This window comes from Vibrio sp. S11_S32 (assembly GCF_014694465.1).
Lineage (GTDB): Bacteria > Pseudomonadota > Gammaproteobacteria > Enterobacterales > Vibrionaceae > Vibrio > Vibrio algicola.
In genome coordinates this window covers 13,283-34,996 of the sequence record NZ_JAAUWS010000007.1, presented here as the reverse complement: position 1 = coordinate 34,996, position 21,714 = coordinate 13,283, and the positions used below count along the sequence as shown (strand labels likewise).

General features: G+C 43.3%; 21 protein-coding genes. 11 read left to right on the top strand and 10 right to left on the bottom strand.

Going from position 1 to position 21,714, the window contains the following annotated elements:
- Positions 1-28: 28 nt before the first annotated feature.
- Both HC723_RS05915 and HC723_RS05910 read right to left on the bottom strand, forming a co-directional pair.
- Complete coding sequence (locus HC723_RS05915; RefSeq protein ID WP_190338501.1) at positions 29-1,327, bottom strand: MFS transporter; 1,299 nt, start codon at positions 1,325-1,327, stop codon at positions 29-31.
- A gap of 25 nt (positions 1,328-1,352) precedes the next feature.
- Positions 1,353-2,090 carry a glycerophosphodiester phosphodiesterase family protein gene (locus HC723_RS05910; RefSeq protein WP_190338500.1) on the bottom strand — a complete coding sequence of 246 codons (738 nt, stop codon included), beginning with the start codon at positions 2,088-2,090 and terminating at the stop codon, positions 1,353-1,355.
- Positions 2,091-2,366: 276 nt separating this feature from the next.
- Here HC723_RS05910 and rpe point away from each other — a divergent pair, with 276 nt between their 5' ends.
- From rpe to HC723_RS05880, 6 genes are all read left to right on the top strand, one after another.
- Positions 2,367-3,038, top strand: a complete 672-nt coding sequence (gene rpe, locus HC723_RS05905) for a ribulose-phosphate 3-epimerase (protein ID WP_153447962.1) — start codon at positions 2,367-2,369, stop codon at positions 3,036-3,038.
- Between the two features lie 254 nt (positions 3,039-3,292).
- Positions 3,293-3,979 (top strand): phosphoglycolate phosphatase, encoded by a 687-nt coding sequence (locus HC723_RS05900; protein ID WP_190338499.1) that lies wholly within the window; start codon positions 3,293-3,295, stop codon positions 3,977-3,979.
- Between the two features lie 199 nt (positions 3,980-4,178).
- Positions 4,179-5,201, top strand: coding sequence for a tryptophan--tRNA ligase (gene trpS / locus HC723_RS05895; protein ID WP_190338498.1), 1,023 nt, complete (start codon positions 4,179-4,181; stop codon positions 5,199-5,201).
- 97 nt (positions 5,202-5,298) lie between these two features.
- Positions 5,299-5,877 (top strand): aminodeoxychorismate/anthranilate synthase component II, encoded by a 579-nt coding sequence (locus HC723_RS05890; protein WP_190338497.1) that lies wholly within the window; start codon positions 5,299-5,301, stop codon positions 5,875-5,877.
- A 200-nt stretch (positions 5,878-6,077) separates the two neighbouring features.
- Positions 6,078-7,295, top strand: coding sequence for an aspartate aminotransferase family protein (locus tag HC723_RS05885; RefSeq protein WP_190338496.1), 1,218 nt, complete (start codon positions 6,078-6,080; stop codon positions 7,293-7,295).
- A 188-nt stretch (positions 7,296-7,483) separates the two neighbouring features.
- Complete coding sequence (locus tag HC723_RS05880; protein ID WP_190338495.1) at positions 7,484-8,305, top strand: DUF1338 domain-containing protein; 822 nt, start codon at positions 7,484-7,486, stop codon at positions 8,303-8,305.
- Positions 8,306-8,488: 183 nt separating this feature from the next.
- On the opposite strand, the gene spoT is transcribed toward HC723_RS05880, so the two are convergent.
- The 3 genes from spoT to gmk form a co-directional block, all read right to left on the bottom strand.
- Positions 8,489-10,621, bottom strand: a complete 2,133-nt coding sequence (gene spoT, locus HC723_RS05875; protein WP_190338494.1) for a bifunctional GTP diphosphokinase/guanosine-3',5'-bis pyrophosphate 3'-pyrophosphohydrolase — start codon at positions 10,619-10,621, stop codon at positions 8,489-8,491.
- A gap of 26 nt (positions 10,622-10,647) precedes the next feature.
- Entirely contained in the window at positions 10,648-10,920 is a 273-nt protein-coding gene (gene rpoZ / locus HC723_RS05870) for a DNA-directed RNA polymerase subunit omega (RefSeq protein WP_190338493.1), read from the bottom strand.
- A 121-nt stretch (positions 10,921-11,041) separates the two neighbouring features.
- On the bottom strand, positions 11,042-11,665 hold the full coding sequence (gene gmk / locus HC723_RS05865) for a guanylate kinase (RefSeq protein WP_190338544.1): 624 nt from the start codon (positions 11,663-11,665) through the stop codon (positions 11,042-11,044).
- 193 nt (positions 11,666-11,858) lie between these two features.
- Between gmk and HC723_RS05860 the strand changes: the two genes are divergently transcribed.
- Complete coding sequence (locus HC723_RS05860; RefSeq protein WP_238925418.1) at positions 11,859-12,392, top strand: methylated-DNA--[protein]-cysteine S-methyltransferase; 534 nt, start codon at positions 11,859-11,861, stop codon at positions 12,390-12,392.
- A 231-nt stretch (positions 12,393-12,623) separates the two neighbouring features.
- On the opposite strand, the gene HC723_RS05855 is transcribed toward HC723_RS05860, so the two are convergent.
- Entirely contained in the window at positions 12,624-14,009 is a 1,386-nt protein-coding gene (locus HC723_RS05855) for a Na+/H+ antiporter NhaC family protein (protein WP_203218755.1), read from the bottom strand.
- Between the two features lie 261 nt (positions 14,010-14,270).
- Here HC723_RS05855 and HC723_RS05850 point away from each other — a divergent pair, with 261 nt between their 5' ends.
- Positions 14,271-15,389, top strand: coding sequence for an NADH:flavin oxidoreductase (locus HC723_RS05850; protein ID WP_190338492.1), 1,119 nt, complete (start codon positions 14,271-14,273; stop codon positions 15,387-15,389).
- Positions 15,390-15,482: 93 nt separating this feature from the next.
- Here HC723_RS05850 and HC723_RS05845 read toward each other — a convergent pair whose 3' ends face one another.
- Positions 15,483-16,349, bottom strand: a complete 867-nt coding sequence (locus HC723_RS05845; protein ID WP_190338491.1) for a YicC/YloC family endoribonuclease — start codon at positions 16,347-16,349, stop codon at positions 15,483-15,485.
- Positions 16,350-16,508: 159 nt separating this feature from the next.
- Between HC723_RS05845 and rph the strand changes: the two genes are divergently transcribed.
- The 3 genes from rph to HC723_RS05830 all read left to right on the top strand — a co-directional run bounded on the left by rph (position 16,509) and on the right by HC723_RS05830 (position 19,520).
- A complete protein-coding gene (gene rph / locus HC723_RS05840; RefSeq protein ID WP_153447945.1) occupies positions 16,509-17,237 on the top strand; it encodes a ribonuclease PH in 729 nt (242 codons plus the stop codon).
- A gap of 93 nt (positions 17,238-17,330) precedes the next feature.
- Positions 17,331-17,972, top strand: a complete 642-nt coding sequence (gene pyrE / locus HC723_RS05835; RefSeq protein ID WP_153447944.1) for an orotate phosphoribosyltransferase — start codon at positions 17,331-17,333, stop codon at positions 17,970-17,972.
- A 342-nt stretch (positions 17,973-18,314) separates the two neighbouring features.
- The gene (locus tag HC723_RS05830; RefSeq protein WP_153447943.1) at positions 18,315-19,520 is read left to right on the top strand and encodes an aromatic amino acid transport family protein; all 1,206 of its coding nucleotides are present in this window, start codon (positions 18,315-18,317) and stop codon (positions 19,518-19,520) included.
- Positions 19,521-19,615: 95 nt separating this feature from the next.
- On the opposite strand, the gene crp is transcribed toward HC723_RS05830, so the two are convergent.
- The 3 genes from crp to HC723_RS05815 all read right to left on the bottom strand — a co-directional run bounded on the left by crp (position 19,616) and on the right by HC723_RS05815 (position 21,713).
- Positions 19,616-20,248 carry a cAMP-activated global transcriptional regulator CRP gene (gene crp / locus HC723_RS05825; RefSeq protein ID WP_153447942.1) on the bottom strand — a complete coding sequence of 211 codons (633 nt, stop codon included), beginning with the start codon at positions 20,246-20,248 and terminating at the stop codon, positions 19,616-19,618.
- Between the two features lie 243 nt (positions 20,249-20,491).
- Complete coding sequence (locus HC723_RS05820; protein ID WP_190338490.1) at positions 20,492-21,361, bottom strand: phosphoribulokinase; 870 nt, start codon at positions 21,359-21,361, stop codon at positions 20,492-20,494.
- A gap of 136 nt (positions 21,362-21,497) precedes the next feature.
- Positions 21,498-21,713, bottom strand: a complete 216-nt coding sequence (locus HC723_RS05815) for a YheU family protein (protein ID WP_153447940.1) — start codon at positions 21,711-21,713, stop codon at positions 21,498-21,500.
- Position 21,714: the final 1 nt, after the last annotated feature.

The following is a 21,714-nucleotide window of genomic DNA, read 5'->3' as shown; positions in this document are numbered from 1 at the left end:
CACGTTATAAATGAAAGGCGATCATTGATTAAATATTGGATTCGATTAAGTCCTCTTCATTATTGGTTTGACTTCTTTTCTTGTTCAATGAAATAAGAATTAATGAGCAGGCCATACCTAATACTGCAACCGCAAGGCCAATAGCAAATATCATTTGGTATGCTTGAGCTGCGGGGTATGTATCGATAATCCAACCATTGAGAGCATAAGCCCAAAATACAGATGCATAAGCAGCAAATGATCCAACGCTCATCGCTGAACCGTTATAAGCAATAGGAACACCAGCTTCTGCGACAGGTGCTAGAATAATCCCTTTTGCTAAAAAAATACTAAATGAGAAACACATCAATAAAACCATGTTTATCATTAACATACCCTCAGCTTTAGGTAGTGCAATCGTGACACCTAAACTTATTGCTGTTAATCCGAGAGCAAAGAACATCATTTTAATTGATGATTTAAAAATGAAATCAGCGATAGAGCCAGCGACCAAACCAGCGATGACACCCATTGCGCCAGTATTAATGATACCGAAAATTGCAGCCTGTGAAGTTGATAATCCAAATACAGCTTGTAGGTAGGGAACCGTATAGATCAACGTAATGTAAATCCAATATACGGTTAGTGATGTAATGGCTGCCAACCATACAGTTGGCATTTTTAATACATGAATTAAACCTTTTAAAGCCTCTTTGTTCTTGTTATCACTTTGCTTGATTTCCATACTATTATCAGGAACAAATCGCCATACACAGAAAATCATCGGTAGGATTAGTAAGGTATAAAAAACGATTGCTCCCTGAAAAACAAGTATCGAACCTCCAACCAGCGCCATTATTCCAACAATAATTGCGTTCATACCCATTTCGGCTGCACGACGGCTAGATTCTAGTAAGCCAAATGCCATCCCTTTATTCTTATCGCCAGACATTAACGTCACACCATTTACAACGGCAGGCCAAAATACAGCATCAACTACCCCCCAAATACCCGCGATAACAATTAGGATATAAAAACTGGGTGATAAGAAAATGATGACCATCATGCTTAAAAAACGAATGGCTAAGCTTATGATTAATATGGATTTTACAGAAAACCGATTGTTAACCCATCCAGCTGGGATATAGAAAAACATCGCGGAACCAATCAGGGTAAATAAAATCCCCATTTGAGTATTGTCAATGTTTAGAACTTCCAATAGTAAATTATAGAAGGTACCTTTAAATGCTTCAAAGGCCGAGTAAATAATTTGTCCTGACATTACGACAGAGAAGAAGCCAAACAATTGGTTTCGGCTAGTAAAGCCGATTTTTTCAAATAAATTCATTTCGTTAACCCTTTTTAGTTGTTAATTAGCCTTTGTATTTTGAAGGGAACTTATGGGCTATATCAGTACAAATTCCGTCTACACCCCAGTTGAAAAGTTCGTTTGCACGAGATAAGTCATTGACAGTCCACACATTAATCTTAACTCCTGAGGCTTTGAACTTATTTATCATTTCACGCGTTAACCCCTTTTCTTCTGGGTGGATGTAATCAGCTTGGCACCATTCAATAATTGAGTTCCAATCATCCCATAAAGTATGGCTCTCAAATAAACAAGCAACTTTAGTTTCTGGGCTTTTACGTTTAAATTCCGATAGAACCAGATGATTAAAGCTTGAAACAATCAACCCGCGCTCAGGGGATAACTCTTTAAGTGCGACAATCAAATTATCAATTAGTAAATGGCTTAACTCTGCACTTGCTGAGCAGGATTTCAATTCGATATTTAGGTTTAATTGTTTTTCGTTCACTAGTTTTATTAATTGCTGAATTGTTGGTAATCGCTCATCGATGTAATCATCACTAAACCAGCTTCCGGCATCAATCGATGATAAATCCTCATTGCTGATATCATATAACCGACCGCTTTTATTGGTACAGCGATCTAGTGTGTCATCATGAGAAATGATAACTGTACCATCCTGCAAAATGTCGACATCACATTCAAACCATTGAATATTATGTTCTTTACATAATGAAAACGCTGAGATTGTGTTCTCTGGAGCCAGGGATGACATGCCACGATGAGCTATTAATGTTTTCATACTAAACCTGTTTTACATATAAAAAGACGAAATGGATGTTACAACTAACAATAATGTATAAATGTGACAGAAATACAATTAATGAGCACTCGAATATTTTGTTTTGATTTATTTTCGTTTCTATTCATTCGTGGCGATAAAAGCATCAAGTGATTTTCGAACGGTTTTTATTCTTGATGCTTGATTTTTAGCGAAGTTATTTGAGTATAAACGTTTGCTTGGGTAGAATTGCGGCGCAATGTTCGCCCTCAACTAGAATCTAAAACGGAACTGACCATGAAAGACTTTTTGATTGCACCATCCATTTTATCTGCTGACTTCGCTCGTTTAGGTGAAGATGTTGAAAGAGTACTTGCTGCGGGTGCCGATGTAGTGCATTTCGATGTGATGGATAACCATTATGTTCCGAACTTAACCTTTGGTGCGCCGATTTGTAAAGCATTGCGTGACTACGGTATTACCGCGCCAATCGATGTGCACCTAATGGTGAAACCGGTTGATGCGATTGTGCCAGAGTTTGCCAAAGCGGGTGCAACCATGATCACTTTCCATGTTGAAGCAACGGAACATCTTGATCGCACGCTACAACTTATTAAAGAAAACGGCTGCCAAGCGGGCGTGGTATTTAACCCTGCGACACCACTTCATCACCTAGACTACATCATGGATAAAATTGATATGATTTTATTGATGTCGGTTAACCCAGGCTTTGGTGGTCAATCTTTCATTCCTGCGACATTAGATAAACTGCGTGAAGTGCGCCAACGTATTGATGCCAGCGGTTTTGATATTCGCCTTGAAATTGATGGCGGCGTAAAAGTCGATAATATTCGCGAAATCGCTGAAGCGGGCGCAGATATGTTTGTTGCCGGTTCGGCTATTTTCAATCAACCAGACTATAAAGAAGTGGTTGATCAAATGCGCGCTGAACTAGCTAAAGCTAACTAATACCCGTTAAGTAATATCAATTCGGGATAGTGCATAATCTATCAATATTGAGCATAGAGAAAAGTGTAAAAGACCATGGATGGTCTTTTCTCAAGCGCCCAGGGATGGGTTCAGCGTCTTTTCGGCATGTTCAAATTGATAGATGCTCATTGTATTGACTTAATTACAGGCTTTAAAGAGTCGATATAGAAAGAGGCTTGGGGTAGACTCAAGCCTCTTTTTTTACATTTATGCAGTCGATAATAGGCAGGGATATGGCATTACAAGGTATTCAATTAATCGCATTCGATTTAGATGGCACACTGTTAGATAGCGTACCGGATTTGGCCGTGGCTGCCGATCAAGCGGTGCAAAGTTTAGGGTTTGATCCTGTGACAGAAGAAGAGGTGCGAGATTGGGTTGGTAATGGCGCTGATTTATTGATTGGCCGCGCATTAAGCCGCAGCATGACGGTTGACGAATCACTTGATGCCGACCTATGGAAAGAAGCTCGTATTCGCTTTGATGATTTTTATCAACAAGGGGGTCATAAGCTGAGTCATCTTTATAGCAATGTGGTCGATACCTTGCAATCGCTTGAGCAAGCCGGCTTTAAAATGGCGATCGTCACCAATAAACCGTCTAAGTTTGTGCCGGAGATCTTAACTCAACATGACATTGCCGATTTTTTTGTTGATGTGATTGGCGGCGATAGCTTTCCATTAAGAAAACCCGATCCGATGGCATTAAATTTCTTGCTCGAAAAACATCATATTAATGCCAGCCAAATGTTGATGGTAGGTGATTCTAAAAACGATATTCTGGCCGCCAAAAATACCGGATGTCATTCATTTGGCTTAACTTATGGTTACAATCATGGCGAGCCAATTTCAGATTCTCAACCCGATTTTGTGGCAGATAACATCGCTGAATTACTTGCCGTGGTCGGAATGGCGAAATAAATTCGATTTCGATGCCAAATCCAAGGATAAAGCGCTAGCCAAATTCGCTTGGATCAGTAAACTGAAATGCTCAAATATAAAAATATTTGGGCATTTTTGTTAGATATACCGCAAGTAAGGTATACCCTCATTTTTAATCCTATAGTCCCTTTTTAGCGTTATCGCCAAAGCGGGATATAACACGTAAGGAAAAAGCAGCATGAGCAAACCCATCGTATTAAGTGGTGTTCAACCATCAGGTGAACTGAGTATTGGTAACTACTTGGGTGCTCTACGTCAGTGGCAACAAATGCAAGATGATTACGACTGCCAATATTGTGTGGTTGACCTGCATGCGATCACGGTTCGTCAAGATCCGAAAGCGCTGCATGAAGCAACGTTAGACGCGTTAGCAATCTGTCTTGCGGTTGGTGTTGATCCTAAGAAGAGCACGTTATTTGTCCAGTCACACGTACCGGAACATGCTCAACTTGGTTGGCTGCTAAACTGTTATACCCAAATGGGTGAATTGAATCGTATGACGCAATTTAAAGATAAATCTCAGCGTTATGCCAACGATGTTAATGCCGGTTTGTTTGCCTACCCAGTATTAATGGCGGCCGATATTCTTATTTATGGCGCACACCAAGTGCCAGTCGGTAACGATCAAAAACAACATCTTGAATTAGCGCGTGATATTGCCAATCGCTTTAACAATGTTTATAGCCCAGAAGCGCCAATCTTCCAAATCCCAGAGCCGTACATTCCAACCGAGAATGCGCGCGTAATGAGCCTGCAAGATGCGACTAAGAAAATGTCTAAGTCGGATGATAACCGTAAAAACGTCATCACTTTGTTGGAAGATCCAAAATCCATTTTGAAGAAAATCAACAAAGCGCAAACCGATGCTGAAATGCCACCTCGCATTGCCCATGATGTGGCCAACAAAGCGGGTATCTCAAACTTGATGGGCTTGTACTCAGCGGCAACCGGTAAAACCTACGCACAAATTGAAGCGCAATATGCCGGTGTTGAAATGTATGGTCCATTTAAGAAAGATGTCGGTGAAGCATTAGTGGCGATGCTTGAGCCTATTCAAGCAGAATATCATCGTATCCGCGCCGATCGTGCTTATCTAGATGACGTGATGAAAGTTGGAGCAGAGAAAGCATCAGAGCGAGCTTCGGTTATGCTGAAGAAAGCGTATCAAGCAGTTGGGTTTGTGAATCGCGCATCTTGGTAATATCCGCTTAAATCGACTATCTATTTGGACCGCCAGACGTTAAAATCTGGCGGTTTTCTTTTGTCTCAATTTTGAATACTGACCTGCCGAGATTTGCATGCTACTGATCATCGATAATTACGATTCATTTACCTATAACCTTTACCAATACTTTTGTGAGTTAGGTTGTGAGGTCAAAGTGGTGCGTAATGATGAGATTGATATTGCGGGCATTGAGACACTAAAGCCCTCTCACTTAGTGATTTCCCCCGGCCCATGCACCCCGAATGAAGCGGGCATTTCATTAGCCGCAATCGAGCACTTTGCTGGCAAGTTACCGATTTTAGGTGTCTGCCTTGGTCACCAAGCGATTGCACAAGCGTTTGGCGGTAAAGTGATACGCGCCAGACAAGTCATGCATGGCAAAACCTCTCCGATCATGCACACAGAAACCAGTGTATTTAAAGGGCTGAATAATCCTTTAACCGTGACTCGTTATCATTCGCTGGTGGTACAAACCGACAGCTTGCCAGCGTGTTTTGAGCTGACCGCTTGGACCACACTCGACAATGGTGAGATGGATGAAATCATGGGTTATCAGCATAAAACCTTGCCGATAGATGCGGTGCAATTTCACCCAGAATCGATCAAAACCGAACAAGGTCATCAAATTTTAGCGAACTTTCTCAAACGTTAAGTTTCGCATCCGCAAACATTAAGACTCACTTCCTCGCGCGTTCAGACTTACCTGCCTGATTGTTTTTAAAATCTCCTGAATAATTACTCAATAAATTAATATAAATAAGCATTGATTGCCTAGCGTGATTTGGTTAACTTAGAGAGCATAAAGAGGATAATTTACGCTTATCCGATGAATGATGGATTAAGGGGATGGATATGTCTGACAGTGAACAAGTACAAAGAGATTGGTTTGAACAAGTCATGGTGCCTTGCTATAGCCCGATGGAAATGATCCCTGTGCGTGGCGAAGGCTCGAAATTATGGGACCAAAATGACAATCAATACATCGACTTTGCTGGCGGTATTGCGGTCAGTTGTTTGGGTCATTGCCACCCAGTCATGGTAAAAGCCTTAACCGAGCAAGCCAATAAGTTGTGGCATTTAAGTAATGTGATGACCAATGAACCGGCACTGCGTTTAGCCAAAAAACTCACTGAAATCAGCTTTGCTGAAAAAGTGTTTTTTGCTAACTCTGGCGCTGAGGCCAATGAAGCGGCGCTTAAATTAGCACGTCGCTGGGCGGTTGAAACCCACGGTGAGCATAAAAGTGAGATCATATCCTTTGTTCAAGGCTTCCACGGACGTACTTTCTTTACCGTCACGGTTGGTGGTCAAACATCTTACTCTGATGGCTTTGGCCCTAAACCAGCCGATATTACCCATATTCCTTATAACGATCTTGCAGCATTAAAAGCGGCGATCTCGGAGAAAACCTGCGCGATCATGATGGAACCATTGCAAGGTGAAGGTGGTGTGATCTCGCCGGATCCTGAGTTTGTACAAGCGGTGCGTGATCTTTGTGATCAACACCATGCGTTGTTGATCTTCGATGAAGTGCAAACGGGTAATGGTCGTACCGGTGATTTCTATGCTTATCAAGGGCTCGGCGTAACACCTGATATTCTAGCAACCGCAAAATCGTTAGGCGGAGGCTTCCCTATTGGCGCAATGCTGACCACCACAAAATTAGCCCAACACATGAAAGTGGGTGTGCATGGCTCTACTTATGGTGGCAATCCATTAGCCTGCGCCGTGGCTGAAGCGGTGGTCAATTTTACTCAACAAGCTGACGTACTTGCTGGCGTAAAACAAAGAGAGCAATGGCTTAAGCAAGGTCTTGCCAAGCTGAATGAGAAATATGATCTGTTTGCGGATATTCGTGGTAAAGGGTTATTAATTGGCGCTGAGTTGAATCAACATTGGCAAGGCCGAGCGCGTGATATTCTGATCGCGGCCGGTGAGCATGGTTTATTGTTATTAGTTGCCGGCGCTAATGTGGTGCGTTTTACCCCATCTTTGGTGATCTCTAAGCAAGAAATAGAACAAGGCTTGCAGCAGTTAGATAATGCTATTGCATCGTTAGTTAAGCCTTAATAACGTCTCTTTAGTTATTATAATAAGCCATTAATAACAATCATTAAGCCGTTTTCCTTGATATGTCGAGGCAACGGCTTTATTTTCTGCTTTATCGATCTAGAACTCAAAGCAAACCACAACAGTAGACTACACTTAATTATTACCTTTTATCACCACTCGTTCTTGTCGGAGCGGTAGGAGTTTGTATGTCTGCGGTAGAAACGTTATTTGAGCACTTTTGGTTAGATTACAGTGAGCGTTTATGTCCTTCTGCACTCAAAGTAAAAAGTTTGTTGAGAGCGAAAAAGTTACTCACCAAAGAAAAACCGCTGATTAATGACCATATTGCTCTGCGTACGTTTTCTGGGGCTAAATTGGGTTTAGATAAACTGGCACAACACTTTATTGCGCTCGGTTATCAGCAACAAGGTGAGTATCATTTCACCGACAAAAAGCTGTATGCCCATCATTATCAGCATCCCGATCCTAGCCTGCCTAAAGTATTTATTAGTGAGTTACTGCTTGAGCAATGTTCCGAGAGAGTCAATCAGATCGTGTCTGAGCTCATTCATGATTTGCCGAGCCAATATTGTGAAAACTCTGAGTTCTTATATCAAGGCCGACCTTGGCGAGTGAGTATCGAGCAATATCAGCAGTTAGCCAAAGAAAGTGAATACGCCGCTTGGGTGGCTGCACATGGTTTTGGTGCCAATCATTTCACTGTCAGTGTGAATGATTTAGCGGGATTTTCCGATCTTAAACCGATGAATGATTTTTTAGTGTGGCACAGCTTTGTGATGAACAGTGCTGGTGGGGTGATCAAAGGCTCACCCGAAGTTGGCTTAGAGCAGTCTTCGACCATGGCAGATTTAGTTGAGGTCGAATTTAGCGATGGTCGACTTACCATTCCGGCAGGATTTTATGAATTCTCTAAACGTTACCCAATTGGCGAAATGGAAGAGGGGGAATTGTATCAAGGGTTTGTGACTGCTTCGGCCGATAAGATTTTTGAAAGTACCAATATGTAAGTGTGTACAGGCTGTCAGTAGCTTGAAATCACCGCTAGTAGCACCGTCATTTCCGAAATGAAGGCTGAGCCATCAGGAATCTCAAACTTGACCTCGCAAGGTGGTTAAGAGCGAGATTCCGTATCATCTTCGCTTTGGCTCAGGTACGGAATGACAGTACCATTTTATTCATTATCAGCGTGACTAATTACGAGCGCGACGCACTTTCAGCGTGTGTGGCATTACGCGGATACGCTTCATAATACTGGCTAAATGCACGCGGTCTTTGGTGGTCAGCAATAAGGTTACGGTATACAAACGGCCATCTTTTTCTTCGGTGGCAATGCCGTGGATATTAGAACCAGTAGAAGAAATAACATTGGTAAGATCGGCTAATGCCCCCTGGCTATTTTGCATATCGACTTTGATTTCAGAGATAAATTCTTGCTCAAAATCTTTCGACCATTCCACGCTCATGTAGCGATCTGGTTCTTTTTGATATCCACGCACGTTTGGACAGGTTTCACGGTGTACCACTAAGCCGCGACCAGGAGAAACGTGGGCAATAATATCGTCGCCAGGAATTGGGTGACAACATTTGGCGTAAGTTAATAAAATGCCTTCTGCGCCACGGATCGCCAACTTATTATTAATGGTTGGATTACCGTCTTTATCGAAGGTTTTCACTTCGGTCAGTTGATCGGCATTGCCTAATAAGCGACGCGCGATCACGACGCTCATTAGTTCGCCTAGACCAATATCGGCCAAGAGATCGGTGACAGACTCTAAACGCAGATCAGATAGAACGTGATTGATATTTTCAGGGGTAATATCGGCCAGCGAGAATTCACCTAGTGCGTGATGAAGCAAGCGACGACCTAAGGCGATCGATTCTTCACGGCGCATGGTTTTCAGTACTTGACGGATCTTAGTACGAGCGCGAGATGTCACTACGTAGTTCAGCCACGCCGCATTGGGGCGAGCGCCAGGAGCACTAATGATCTCAATCGTTTGGCCGTTTTTAAGATCTTTACTGAGTGGGTAAGGGCTGCGATCAACGCGCGCACCGACACAAGTATGACCCACATCGGTATGCACTGCGTACGCAAAATCGACTGCGGTAGCACCAGCCGGTAATTCAACAATACGACCTTTCGGAGTAAATACGAAAATCTCATCAGGGAAGAGATCCGATTTTACGTTTTCAATAAATTCAAATGAGTTACCGGCACTTTGTTGCAGCTCAAGCAGGCTTTGCATCCAACGTTGGGCTTTAATTTGCGCCGTGGTACCCGATATTTCACCATTGGCTTTATAAGACCAGTGTGCTGCCACACCTTTGTCGGCCATTTGATCCATATCTTCGGTGCGAATTTGCACTTCAACTGGGACCCCGTGTGGGCCTACCATTGAGGTGTGCAAGGATTGATATCCATTCGCTTTCGGTACCGCAATATAATCTTTCATGCGGCTTGGGCGAGGCTTGTACAAGTTATGTACTTGGCCTAATACGCGATAACAGGTATCGGCCGAATCGACAATAACGCGGAAGGCATAAATATCCATAATAGTATGGAATCGTTGCTCTTTAGTGCGCATTTTATTGTAGATAGAATAGAGGTTTTTTTCTCGACCTAATACTCGAAACTCTAAGCCGAAATCGTCAAGACGGCCTTCAATTTCACTGTGAATACGCTGGATCATTTCTTTACGGTTGCCACGCGCTGCTTTCACCACTTCTTTGAGTACGCGATAACGATTAGGGTATAACGCTTCAAAACCTAACTCTTCTAGTTCGGTTTTAATATTGTGGATACCTAAACGGTGGGCAAGGGGAGAGAAAATTTCTAAGGTTTCACGCGCAATGCGGCGACGTTTATCTGGGCGAAGAGCCCCTAACGTGCGCATATTGTGAGTACGGTCAGCCAGCTTAATTAAAATCACCCGAATGTCTTGCACCATGGCTAAGACCATTTTTCGGAAGTTTTCGGCTTGGGCTTCTTTGCGGTCGCGGAATTTTAGTTTATCGAGTTTTGACACCCCATCAACTAACTCTGCAACGGTTTCACCAAACTGGGCGGCGAGATCTTGTTTCGAGACCTCAGTATCTTCGATTACATCATGCAGCAGGGCTGCCATTAAAGTTTCGTCATCAAGGCGCATTTCAGCCAAGATCCGAGCAACCGCAACGGGGTGAATGATATAAGGTTCACCACTCGAGCGGAATTGGCCTTCGTGAGCATTTTTAGCCACGATATAAGCATCACACAGAGTCTCAAGTTGAGGCTCTGACAAATACTCTTGGGCTACGGCTTTTAAACTTTCAAATAGATGCAATGTGATTCGCCCAGATGGTAGAAATATTAACGGTTGTGAACGATGCTGCTTACTGCGGCAAGTTCAGCAGCGTCTTGCTCTTGCTGCTCTTGGCGTTCACGGGCGTCTAATACGTCTTTAGTGATCAAACCTTCTTCGATTTCGCGTAATGCGATCACGGTTGTTTTATCATTTTCTTCAGGAACCAATGCATCTTTGTTGCCAGTTTGCATTTGACGTGCGCGGCGAGCCGCAATAAGAACTAGGTCGAAACGATTACCGACTTTTTCAACAGCGTCTTGAACAGTTACGCGTGCCATGATGACTCCAATTAGTAAAATTTATTTATAATGACGTGAAATTATACAGTCTTAGCGCGAGAGATCCTAGCAATAAGACGGGTTGTTATTTTTCTGGCTGAATATAGCTTAAAAACGCTTATTATTCAGACAGTAAAGCTTTTAACATGCCGTTGAACTTAACCGCTTGTTTATCTTGTTTTAGACGCTCTGCGCGAATTATGGCTTTAAAATCCATTAATGCGGCATCAAAGTCATCATTTATGATCAAATAATCATATTCATTGTAGTGGGAAATTTCGGATTTTGCTTTGCTCATGCGGCCTGCAATGATCTCTTCACTATCTTGCCCACGGGTATTCAAACGACGCTCTAATTCACCATTTGACGGCGGCAAAATGAAGATACCTTTGGCTTGTGGCATTTGCTGGCGAATTTGACGCGCCCCTTGCCAATCAATATCTAAAAAGACATCAATGCCTTTATTTAAGGTTTCTTCAATCCACACTTGAGAAGTGCCGTAATAGTTGCCAAATACTTCGGCATGCTCAAGGAATACGCCTTGATTCATTAACTCAACAAAATGGTCTTTTTCGACAAAGTGGTAATGCACACCATCTTCTTCACCAGGGCGTTGATCGCGGGTGGTATGAGATACAGACACTTTCATTGCGTAGTTAGGGTTACGCTCTAACATGGCTGAAATTAAGCTCGATTTACCAGCACCACTTGGGGCGGAAACGATATAAAGAGTACCTTTGCCGATCATGGTCGATTCACTTTTGTTGAGGTTGTTTTATTTCTTCCTCGCTCGCCAATATCAAAATTATCAATGATCGAGTCAGGGTAAGAATAAAAAGGGTGGCGAAGAATACCACAACCGAAATAAGATTTGAATGGCAGATGTTGGGAGTGATTATGCTATCTTTTGTGAATAGCCAACGAAATGAGAAATGATAATGCTCAAAATTCAAACGTCAGAGACTGAAAAGACCGTGTTTACCACCATGCCAAGCCCGTATGGTGGGTTAACCATTCAATCGAATTCGCAAGGTTTATTGGGGCTGTGGTTAGTCACTTATACCACTAAACCTGATCAGCTTGGTGAGTATGTTGCTAGAGAGCAATTACAAACAGCTCTTCCGCCTCAAGCTATCTTGGCGCAAACCGTGTTGCAGCTTGAACAATACTTTAGCGGTCAACGAGCCCAATTTGATTTGCCACTGGCGGCAACCGGAACCGCTTTTCAGCAACAAGTTTGGCAAGCTCTTACTGACATTCCTTATGGTGAAACTTGTAGCTACCAAGATATAGCAAATGCTATCGGCAACCCTAAAGCGGTACGTGCGGTTGGTTTGGCCAATGGTAAAAATCCGATTTCAATTATTGTGCCATGTCATCGAGTGATAGGTAAAAACGGCAAATTGACTGGTTACGCGGGTGGGGTAGAAGTAAAGCAAGGGTTGCTTGAAACGGAAGCGAGAAACAAATAAAGCGAATATGGCTATCCTAGGTTTATGACTATCTAGGCTTCTTACCATTACGTTGCTTAGTCTTGGGTTTATTGCCATTGGGTTTATTACCACTAAGCTTCTAACCATATTATTGATTGCTAATAGACGTTTAAACCGTCCGTGGGCACTGGGAAAAGAACATCCATGTCCTTTTTTCTCCATCAAAATATGGAAGAATGGAATTTTTTGCGGCTGCGGCTGCGATTAAGATTAAGATTGAGCTTGTTGCGACGTCGACTTTTTACGCCCTTGATGCTTTAAGAAAATAGATACCAAAGCGGTCAGCGCCAGTAACATGCAATAATAAGAATTAGCCACCACTTGCAGCGGCGATAAACCAAATACCGAACCGAGTAATAGCACTTGTGCGCCATAAGGTAGCAAGCCTTGCATTACACAAGAAAAAATATCCAACAAGCTAGCTGAACGTTTGGCCGAGACATTATTTTCTTCCGCTAATTGACGCGCCACACTGCCCGACACAATGATCGCCACGGTATTATTCGCGGTACAAATATTGGTTAATGATACTAAACCGGCAATACCCACTTCACTGGCTCGAGAATTCGCTTGCGCTGAATGATGACTGCCAAATTTATGAATAATTTTGCTCACCAATTGAGTTAAAAAGCTTAACCCACCTTGCTGACGCATTAACTCACTCAAACCGCCAATTAACATGGAGAGTAAAAAGATTTCCTGCATATTGCCAAAGCCGGCGTAAATATCTTTGCCAAGATGGGTTAGGGAGTAATCGGTGACGGAAAATAAGCTCACTCCGGCGGCTAAAATAATACCCAAAGTTAACACCGCAAATACATTTACGCCTGAGACAGCCAAAATTAAAATCGCTAAATAAGGAATAATCTTCAACCATTCAACCGCTTCGGTCGGTGGGGTTTGGGTGGCGGTGCTGCTAAACGCAAATATCACCAAAGCAATAAGAGCAGCAGGCAATGCGATACGGATGTTTTCACGAAATTTATCTTTCATTTCACAACCTTGCGAACGAGTAGCAGCAATGGTGGTGTCTGAGATGATGGATAAATTGTCGCCAAACATTGCGCCGCTTAACACCACTCCGGCAGTCAGTGGCAAACTCATTCCAGCCGATTGAGCAATGCCTAATGCCACAGGGCCTACTGCCGCAATCGTGCCCATAGAGGTGCCCATCGCGGTAGCAATAAAAGCCGAAATCAAAAATATGCCCGGCAAGATCATACTGGTTGGCAATAAAGATAAGCCCAGATTAACCGTTGCATCGACGCCACCAGAAGCTTTAGCAACCGCTGCAAATGCACCAGCCAATAAATAAATCATGCACATGGCTATAATGTCGGGGTGTCCAACGCCACGTAAAAATTGTTCAATCGCTTTATTGAGCTTTTCTTTACTTAAGATGATAGCGCCGATAATAGCAGGCAGAGTCGCGATCGGAGCAGGCAATTGATAGAAGGCAAAATCCACCCCTTGATAAGTCAGATAAGCACCAACCCCAATAAATAAGCTGAGAAATAACCCCAATGGCAATAAAGCCAATGGAGACGATGTTGGCGTGTCAGTAGACGCAGAGTGATCTGATGAAGCGTGAGACATGGTGCACCACATAAAAAATGACAAGGCGCGCAGAATAAAGCTTGCTAATAGATATGTCAACGTCTAGACGTCTAAATGGCTGTTGTGGGGTTCGGTTTCGGGGCTTGGTTTTGATGCATGTTTAAACAAGGTTGAATATGTGTGGTAGAAATGATCAAAATCAAACCGTAATGAAAAGAGTTGAGACTGAGCTTTACAGTTAATAGATTGCGCTCTATTCTCGCAGCCCTTTCTCTTTTCGTTAACCACCCAAGGTGTCACTTGAGCAATTTATTTGAATCTTATTCAATCGGATCGATGATCCTAAAAAACCGTTTTATCCGCAGTGCCACTTGGGAGAATCTAGCGACAGAAACCGGTTATATGACCGAACCCTTGTTAGAGGTCTATCGAAAACTGGCAGAAGGTGAGGTGGGGTTAATCATTACCGGTTACGCCAATATTCTAGCGGATGAGAAACCCAATGCTGGCATGATGGGCATGTATAACGATAGCTTTATCATTGATTACCAACCGCTGACAGAACTGATGCATCAACATGGCAGCAAGATCGTGATGCAGTTAGCCTACGGCGGCACTAAAACCACTCATAACGTTGGCGAGCGTATTATCTTTGCACCGAGTGATATTCCTGAACGTGGCACTAAAACCCAAGGTAAAGCTATGACTCAGGCGGACATCGATCATGTGATTGATGCTTTTACTCAAGCCAGTCGTCGCGCTCAAGCTGCAGGATTTGATGGGGTCGAAATTCATGGTGCTCACTCATATTTAATCAATCAATTTTTAAGCCCGTATTACAATCAACGCAGCGACCAATATGGTGGCAGTCTTGAAAACAGAATGCGTTTTTTAATTGAAACTTATCATGCTATTCGTGCCCAAGTTGGCGATGACTTTCCTGTTTTAATCAAACTGACCGCCAGTGACTTTTTCGATGGCGGGTTAACCTTTGATGACACTCAAATTATTTGTCAAAAACTGGCCGATATTGGCGTCGATGGTTTGGAGATTTCCGGCAATATTCACGGTAGCGCGCAAAAGAGGGTGGGCGAAAAGGTCGATGGTTACCTTATTCCTGAAGAAGGCTATTTCTCTGAATTTGGTCGCGTGATCAGTAAGCAAGTCGAGGTACCAGTGATCACCGTTGGCGGGTTGAGTAACCTAGATACTATTGAGCACATCGCTCAAACCTCTAACATTGCCGCTTTTGCATTATCGCGCCCATTGTTATCGGAACCGCATTTAATCAAGCGTTGGCAGTCTGGCGATCGCACCCCAGTTCAATGTGAGCACTGCTCAAAATGCCGCACCCGCCGTGGCAATTTCTGCGTGGTATACAACAAACCCAAGCGAGCCAGTCGACGTCAGGTGAGTTAGGTTTAACAATGCTAGAAACATAAAAGCCCAGAGCCACTTCATGATTACTTTGAAATGACTCTGGGCTTTTTGTTGTGATTTGGAGTTTATGAATTACTCAATATTCTGGATCTGCTCACGCATTTGCTCAATCAATACTTTCAATTCAACGCCAGAAGCCGTCACATCGGTACTGATAGATTTTGATGCTAGCGTATTGGCTTCGCGGTTGAATTCTTGCATCATGAAGTCGAGTTTACGGCCACATGCGCCGCCTTTTTTCATAATGTTGTTGGCTTCTTTCACGTGCGAGTCTAGGCGATCAAGCTCTTCTGCTACATCTGATTTTTGCGCCAGTAAGATCAACTCTTGTTCGACCCGAGAGCTGTCTAATTCAATGCTGGCTTCTTCGAATTTCTTCAATAGACGGTCGCGTTGCCACTGCATAATTTCTGGCATGCGAGCGCGCACTTTCGCAGCTTCAACGGTAATGGCTTCTAAGCGTTGGTCGATCAGGGCTTTCATGTTGTCGCCTTCGCGGCCACGGGCGTCGATAAAATCTGTCATCGCCTGTTCAAATGCCGTGAGTAATTCTTTCTGGATGCTATCCATATCTTGCTCGGGTGCTTCCATTACGCCCGGCCAGTTCATGACTTGGAATGGATTGATGCGCGAGTCTTCGCCCGTCAGTGACATAACGTGAGTAGCCGCTTGGATCACTTGCTTGGCTAAATCATCGTTAATTTTTAGCTCGCTTTGCGCTTTTGAATTGGCTTCAAAGCGTAAATGACATTCCACTTTACCGCGCGCTAAACGCTTACGAAAACGCTCACGCAAGATTGGCTCTAAACCACGAAATTGCTCTGGTAGGCGAAAATAGGTTTCAAGGTAACGTTGATTTACGCTGCGGATTTCCCATACGGCGTTGCCCCAATCTGATTTGATTTCTTTACGGGCGTAAGCAGTCATGCTGTAGATCATTGGATAGTTCCTAATCTAAATAAGGTGATAATTTTCTGGTTGCTATGGTAGCACAAGTTAAACTCAAACGGCGTTAAGTAAGCAGGGGATAAGATCGCTTTTTGACGTTAAGATCTATATAATCTTGCCCCAATTACGTCCTCAACTAGGTATCAATCTATGACTTCTACAACTCGCCCAAATGATCGCGCCGCCGATCAAGTTCGCCCAATTAAAATGACACGTAACTACACAGCTTACGCTGAAGGTTCGGTGTTGGTTGAATTTGGTAACACCAAAGTATTGTGTAATGCCAGTGTAGAAGAAAAAGTACCGGGTTGGTTAAAAGGCCGCGGTAAAGGTTGGGTGACAGCGGAATACGGTATGTTGCCACGCGCGACTCATACTCGTAACCGTCGTGAAGCTTCAAGTGGTAAGCAAGGCGGTCGTACTATGGAGATCCAACGTCTTATTGCTCGTAGCTTGCGCGCGGTAGTGGATCTTGAAGTATTAGGTGAGATGATGATCACCGTCGATTGTGATGTTATTCAAGCCGATGGCGGAACCCGCACTGCGTCTATCTCTGGTGCTAGCGTGGCATTAGCGGATGCGATTCAATCATTGATGGCTTCAGGTAAATTGAAGAAAAATCCAATGAAAGGTCATGTAGCCGCGGTTTCAGTTGGCATCTTGGGCGATCGCGCTTTGTGTGATTTGGAATATGTTGAAGATTCAGCGGCCGATACGGATATGAACGTGGTGATGACCGAAGAAGGCAAAATGATTGAAGTACAAGGCACTGCAGAAGGCGAAGCGTTTTCTCGTGCTGAGCTCAATCAGTTATTAGATTTAGCCGAAAAAGGCATTAACGATATTATCGCAGTGCAAAAAGCAACGTTAGCCCAATAGTTTTTAATGGCTCCTCATTGAGGGGCTATTTTTTTGTGTGAATATTATGATTAGGTCATTCTGGTCATTAGTGAGAAAGAAAAGAGAGAAACCATGAAAGCATATCAACGTGAATTTATTGAGTTCGCCCTTGAGAAACAAGTTCTTAAGTTTGGCGAGTTTACTTTAAAATCGGGTCGTACTAGCCCTTACTTCTTCAATGCTGGCTTGTTTAATACTGGCCGTGATTTAGCCCGTTTAGGTCGTTTTTATGCCGCTGCATTAGCCGAATCTGGCATTCAGTTTGATGTGTTGTTTGGCCCAGCTTACAAAGGCATTCCAATTGCGACCACCACCGCAGTTGCTTTAGCCGATCACCACGATATTGATACGCCATACTGCTTTAACCGTAAAGAAGCTAAAGATCACGGTGAAGGTGGCAACTTGGTCGGCAATCCATTAGACGGTCGCATTATGTTGGTGGACGATGTGATCACCGCTGGTACGGCTATTCGTGAATCAATGGAAATCATTAAAGCCAATGGTGCTGATTTAGCTGGCGTTTTAGTGGCGATTGATCGTCAAGAAAAAGGCAAAGGCGAGTTGTCAGCGATTCAAGAAGTGGAACGTGATTTCGGTTGCGCGGTTATCTCTATCATCTGTTTAGGCGATCTAGTGACTTATCTTGAAGAGCAAGGCAACAGCGCAGAGCAGCTAGAGTCGGTCAAGGCTTACCGCGCTCAATATGGCATCTAATGTTTAGCCTTTAAAGCTACAGTTTTGTTGCTTCTTTTGGTGAGTTAACCAATATAGATCCAACGGTGCTTTCTGCAATTAACGGACAATATAGCTTAAGTTATATGGTTAAGATTGACGGTTATCCGTCACTTAACCTTTAAACCCCGTCATTTCATTTGAAGTGGCGGGGTTTCTTTTTTCTGCTCTAGCCTAAGAATCTGTACACTTTTATATACACAGTAATTTGTCTGGTTTTTTGTGTGATATTTGACCCATTATCGCTGCTTTTTGTTATTGACGGGTCGATTTATCTAGTTTTAATGGTAAATTGTTGTAAATAATTTTGAACGGTAAGTGTAAATGAGTAATTCAAAGGTTTTAGGCAGTACTTTGATTATTGCCGGTACCACGATTGGTGCCGGAATGTTGGCGTTGCCAATTGCGTCAGCAGGACTGGGCTTTATGACTTCGCTTGTGATCATGGTAGCGATGTGGGCATTAATGGCGTACACCGCATTATTGATGTTAGAGCTGCACCAACATGCTGATTATGATGCCACCTTGCATACCTTGGCTAAGCAATTTCTCGGTGATAAGGGAAAGTGGCTGGCGACCTTTGCGATGTTGTTTTTGTTTTACGCCCTTTGCGCGGCCTACATTGCGGGTGGTGGTGGGCAATTTAATGACAAGCTGCATAACTGGTTTGAGTTAGATGTGTCTAACGGCCTAGGAACACTTATCTTTACCATCTTGATTGCGGCGATTGTTACCTTTGGTACGTCATCGGTCGACAAGGTTAATCGGGTGCTGTTTACCTGTAAATTGGTCGCGATGGCAATCATGCTGTTTTTCTTAACTCCCAACATTCAAGCGGTTCATTTGGTGAATATGCCATTAGAAAAAGGCTTGATTGTGGCGGCATTACCGGTGATTTTCACCTCTTTTGGATTTCATGGCAGCATTCCTGCCGTGGTACGTTATTTAGATCTGGATATGAAAGCGCTGAAAAAAGTGATGGTGTTTGGGTCATTATTGCCGTTAGTGGTGTATATCCTGTGGCAATTAGCGACATTAGGTGTGGTCGATCAAGCCACGCTTGCACAAGCCGGCAATGTCACCGCACTGGTTGGAACCTTGGCGCAAGTGATCCATAGTTCTGCCATTTCTCAAGTGGTGTCAGTGTTTGCTGATCTGGCTTTAATTACTTCTTTTCTTGGGGTGAGCTTAGGCTTATTTGAATTTTTGGGCGATAGCTTGAATAAGAACCAAAGCAAAGGTGGCCGAGTGGGGATCGCGTTAGTGACCTTTGTTCCGCCATTGTGTTTTGCTCTATTTTACCCGCAAGGCTTTATTATGGCACTCGGTTATGCCGCGATTGCCTTAGCGATTTTAGCGTTACTACTGCCGGTTGCGATGGTGAAACGCTCGCGTCAACTCAACTTACAAACCCAAAACTTTACCGTTGCTGGTGGTAATGTGGCGTTGATGTTTGTTTTATTAAGTGGCTTGGTGATCATTGGGGTACAAGTGCTAATCAGCGTAGGAGTATTGCCCGCTATTGGGTAGAGAGTAACGAAAAAGTAAGATCGAAAAAGCCACTGGATTTGCATTCAGTGGCTTTATTTATTTTTGCGTGTACTTAAAATAATGGTGTGTGACGATTAACGAGTACCGTATACCACGATGGTTTTACCATGCGCAGAAATTAGATTTTGCTCTTCTAGCATTTTCAAGATACGACCAACGGTTTCACGAGAGCAGCCAACAATTTGACCAATCTCTTGACGAGTTATCTTAATTTGCATGCCGTCTGGGTGAGTCATTGCATCTGGTTGTTTGGCTAGATTAAGTAGCGTTTGTGCAATACGACCGGTAACGTCTAAGAAGGCTAAGTCACCCACTTTTTGGCTAGTGATTTGTAGGCGAGTTGCCATTTGAGCTGACAGACGCATCAAGATATCTGGATTCACTTGGATAAGCTGACGGAATTTCTTAAATGAAATTTCAGCAACTTCACAAGGTGATTTAGCTCGAACCCAAGCGGTACGCTCTTGATCTTCTTCAAATAGACCTAGCTCACCAATAAAATCGCCTTGGTTTAAGTAAGACAAGATCATCTCTTTGCCTTCTTCATCCTTGATTAATACAGCCACAGATCCTTTTACGATGTAGTACAAAGTTTCTGCTTTTTCGCCAGCATGAATCAAAGTACTTTTTGATGGGTACTTATGAATATGACAATGCGATAGAAACCACTCTAAAGTTGGGTCAGTTTGAGGTTTACCTAGAACCATAATTTGTTACTTCCTCTGAAGGGCTTGCTCAGTTTTGAGTCATTCATCCTGAGACCGGCTAAACTGGTCAAATAGAATAGGTGTTAATCATTTACGCTGCAAGCACTGTTACTGCGTTGGCTTTAAATACTACCCCTTTCGGTAGCGAATTTCTTGATTTTGATCGCCCTGAAGTGGGTATTTAAGCTGTGAAAGTGTGGCCTAAATCACAGACTCAGCAGTAAGGTGAAATTGATCACCTTTTTAGCCAATTTTACCGGTGTCGATCAGTTGTTGCAGTAGAGGTTGAATGATCAGTTCCATCGCAAAACTCATCTTACCGCCTGGTACCACTAAGGTGTTATGGCGCGACATAAAGGAACCATCAATCATGGCAAGTAGGTAAGGGAAGTCGACATTTTTAATTCCACGCAAACGGATCACTACAAAGCTTTCATCTAAGCTTGGGATGCCTTTGGCGTTTAATGGGTTAGAAGTATCAACGGTTGGCACTCGCTGAAAGTTTATATGAGTACGAGAAAACTGCGGCGTGATGTAATTTAAGTAATCATCCATCGAGCGTACAATCGAATCCATCACCGCTTCACGCGAATGGCCACGATCGCGGGTGTCGCGCACAAATTTTTGGATCCACTCCAAGTTAACAATCGGCACCATACCAATCAAAAAATCGACATGTTGCGAGGCGTTGACTTCCCCATCGACCACACCCCCATGCAAACCTTCGTAGAAAAGCACATCGGTATTATCGGGTAAATCTTGCCATGGGGTAAACGTGCCTGGCATTTGATTGTACGGTACTGCTTCATCAAAACTGTGTAAATAGCGACGAATTTTGCCACTGCCATCTTGACCATACTGATGAAAAAACTTGGCCAGAGCAGGGAAGTCATTGGCTTCAGGGCCAAAGTAACTAATGTGTTTACCTTGCTCGCGTGCTTTACGGATCGCCACATCCATTTCTGGTCGGGTATAGCGATGAAAGCTGTCCCCTTCCACCCATGAGGCTTTAATATCCCTCATATTGAACATTTTTCGGAAGGTTTCTGAGGTGGTGGTGGTTCCGGCGCCAGAGGACCCGGTGACTGCGATGATAGGATGCTTTGCCGACATGATAATCCTTTATTTTCGACCTTGAGAATAGACAGTGTAGAGTAGGGCCTGTAAATAATATACCCAAATGATATGGGTATATATCCGTCTTACTTGCCACCTCACTGCAACTTTAATTACTTTGAGTGTAGATTGATTAACTTAACGAGTTGACGTCCCTGATATCGACACTTTCATGCAATTCGGAAAATACGATCGCCACTTTACCTGATTTTAATTGACGTTGTACCTGTGTAATTTTTTGCTCAAGAGAATAGTCTTGTTCACCATAATCGGTTCCTTCACGCAGAATAAATTCTTTGATCAAGTTGTCGAGGGTGTCGGGATCGATTTGTTGCCAAGGGATAATCATA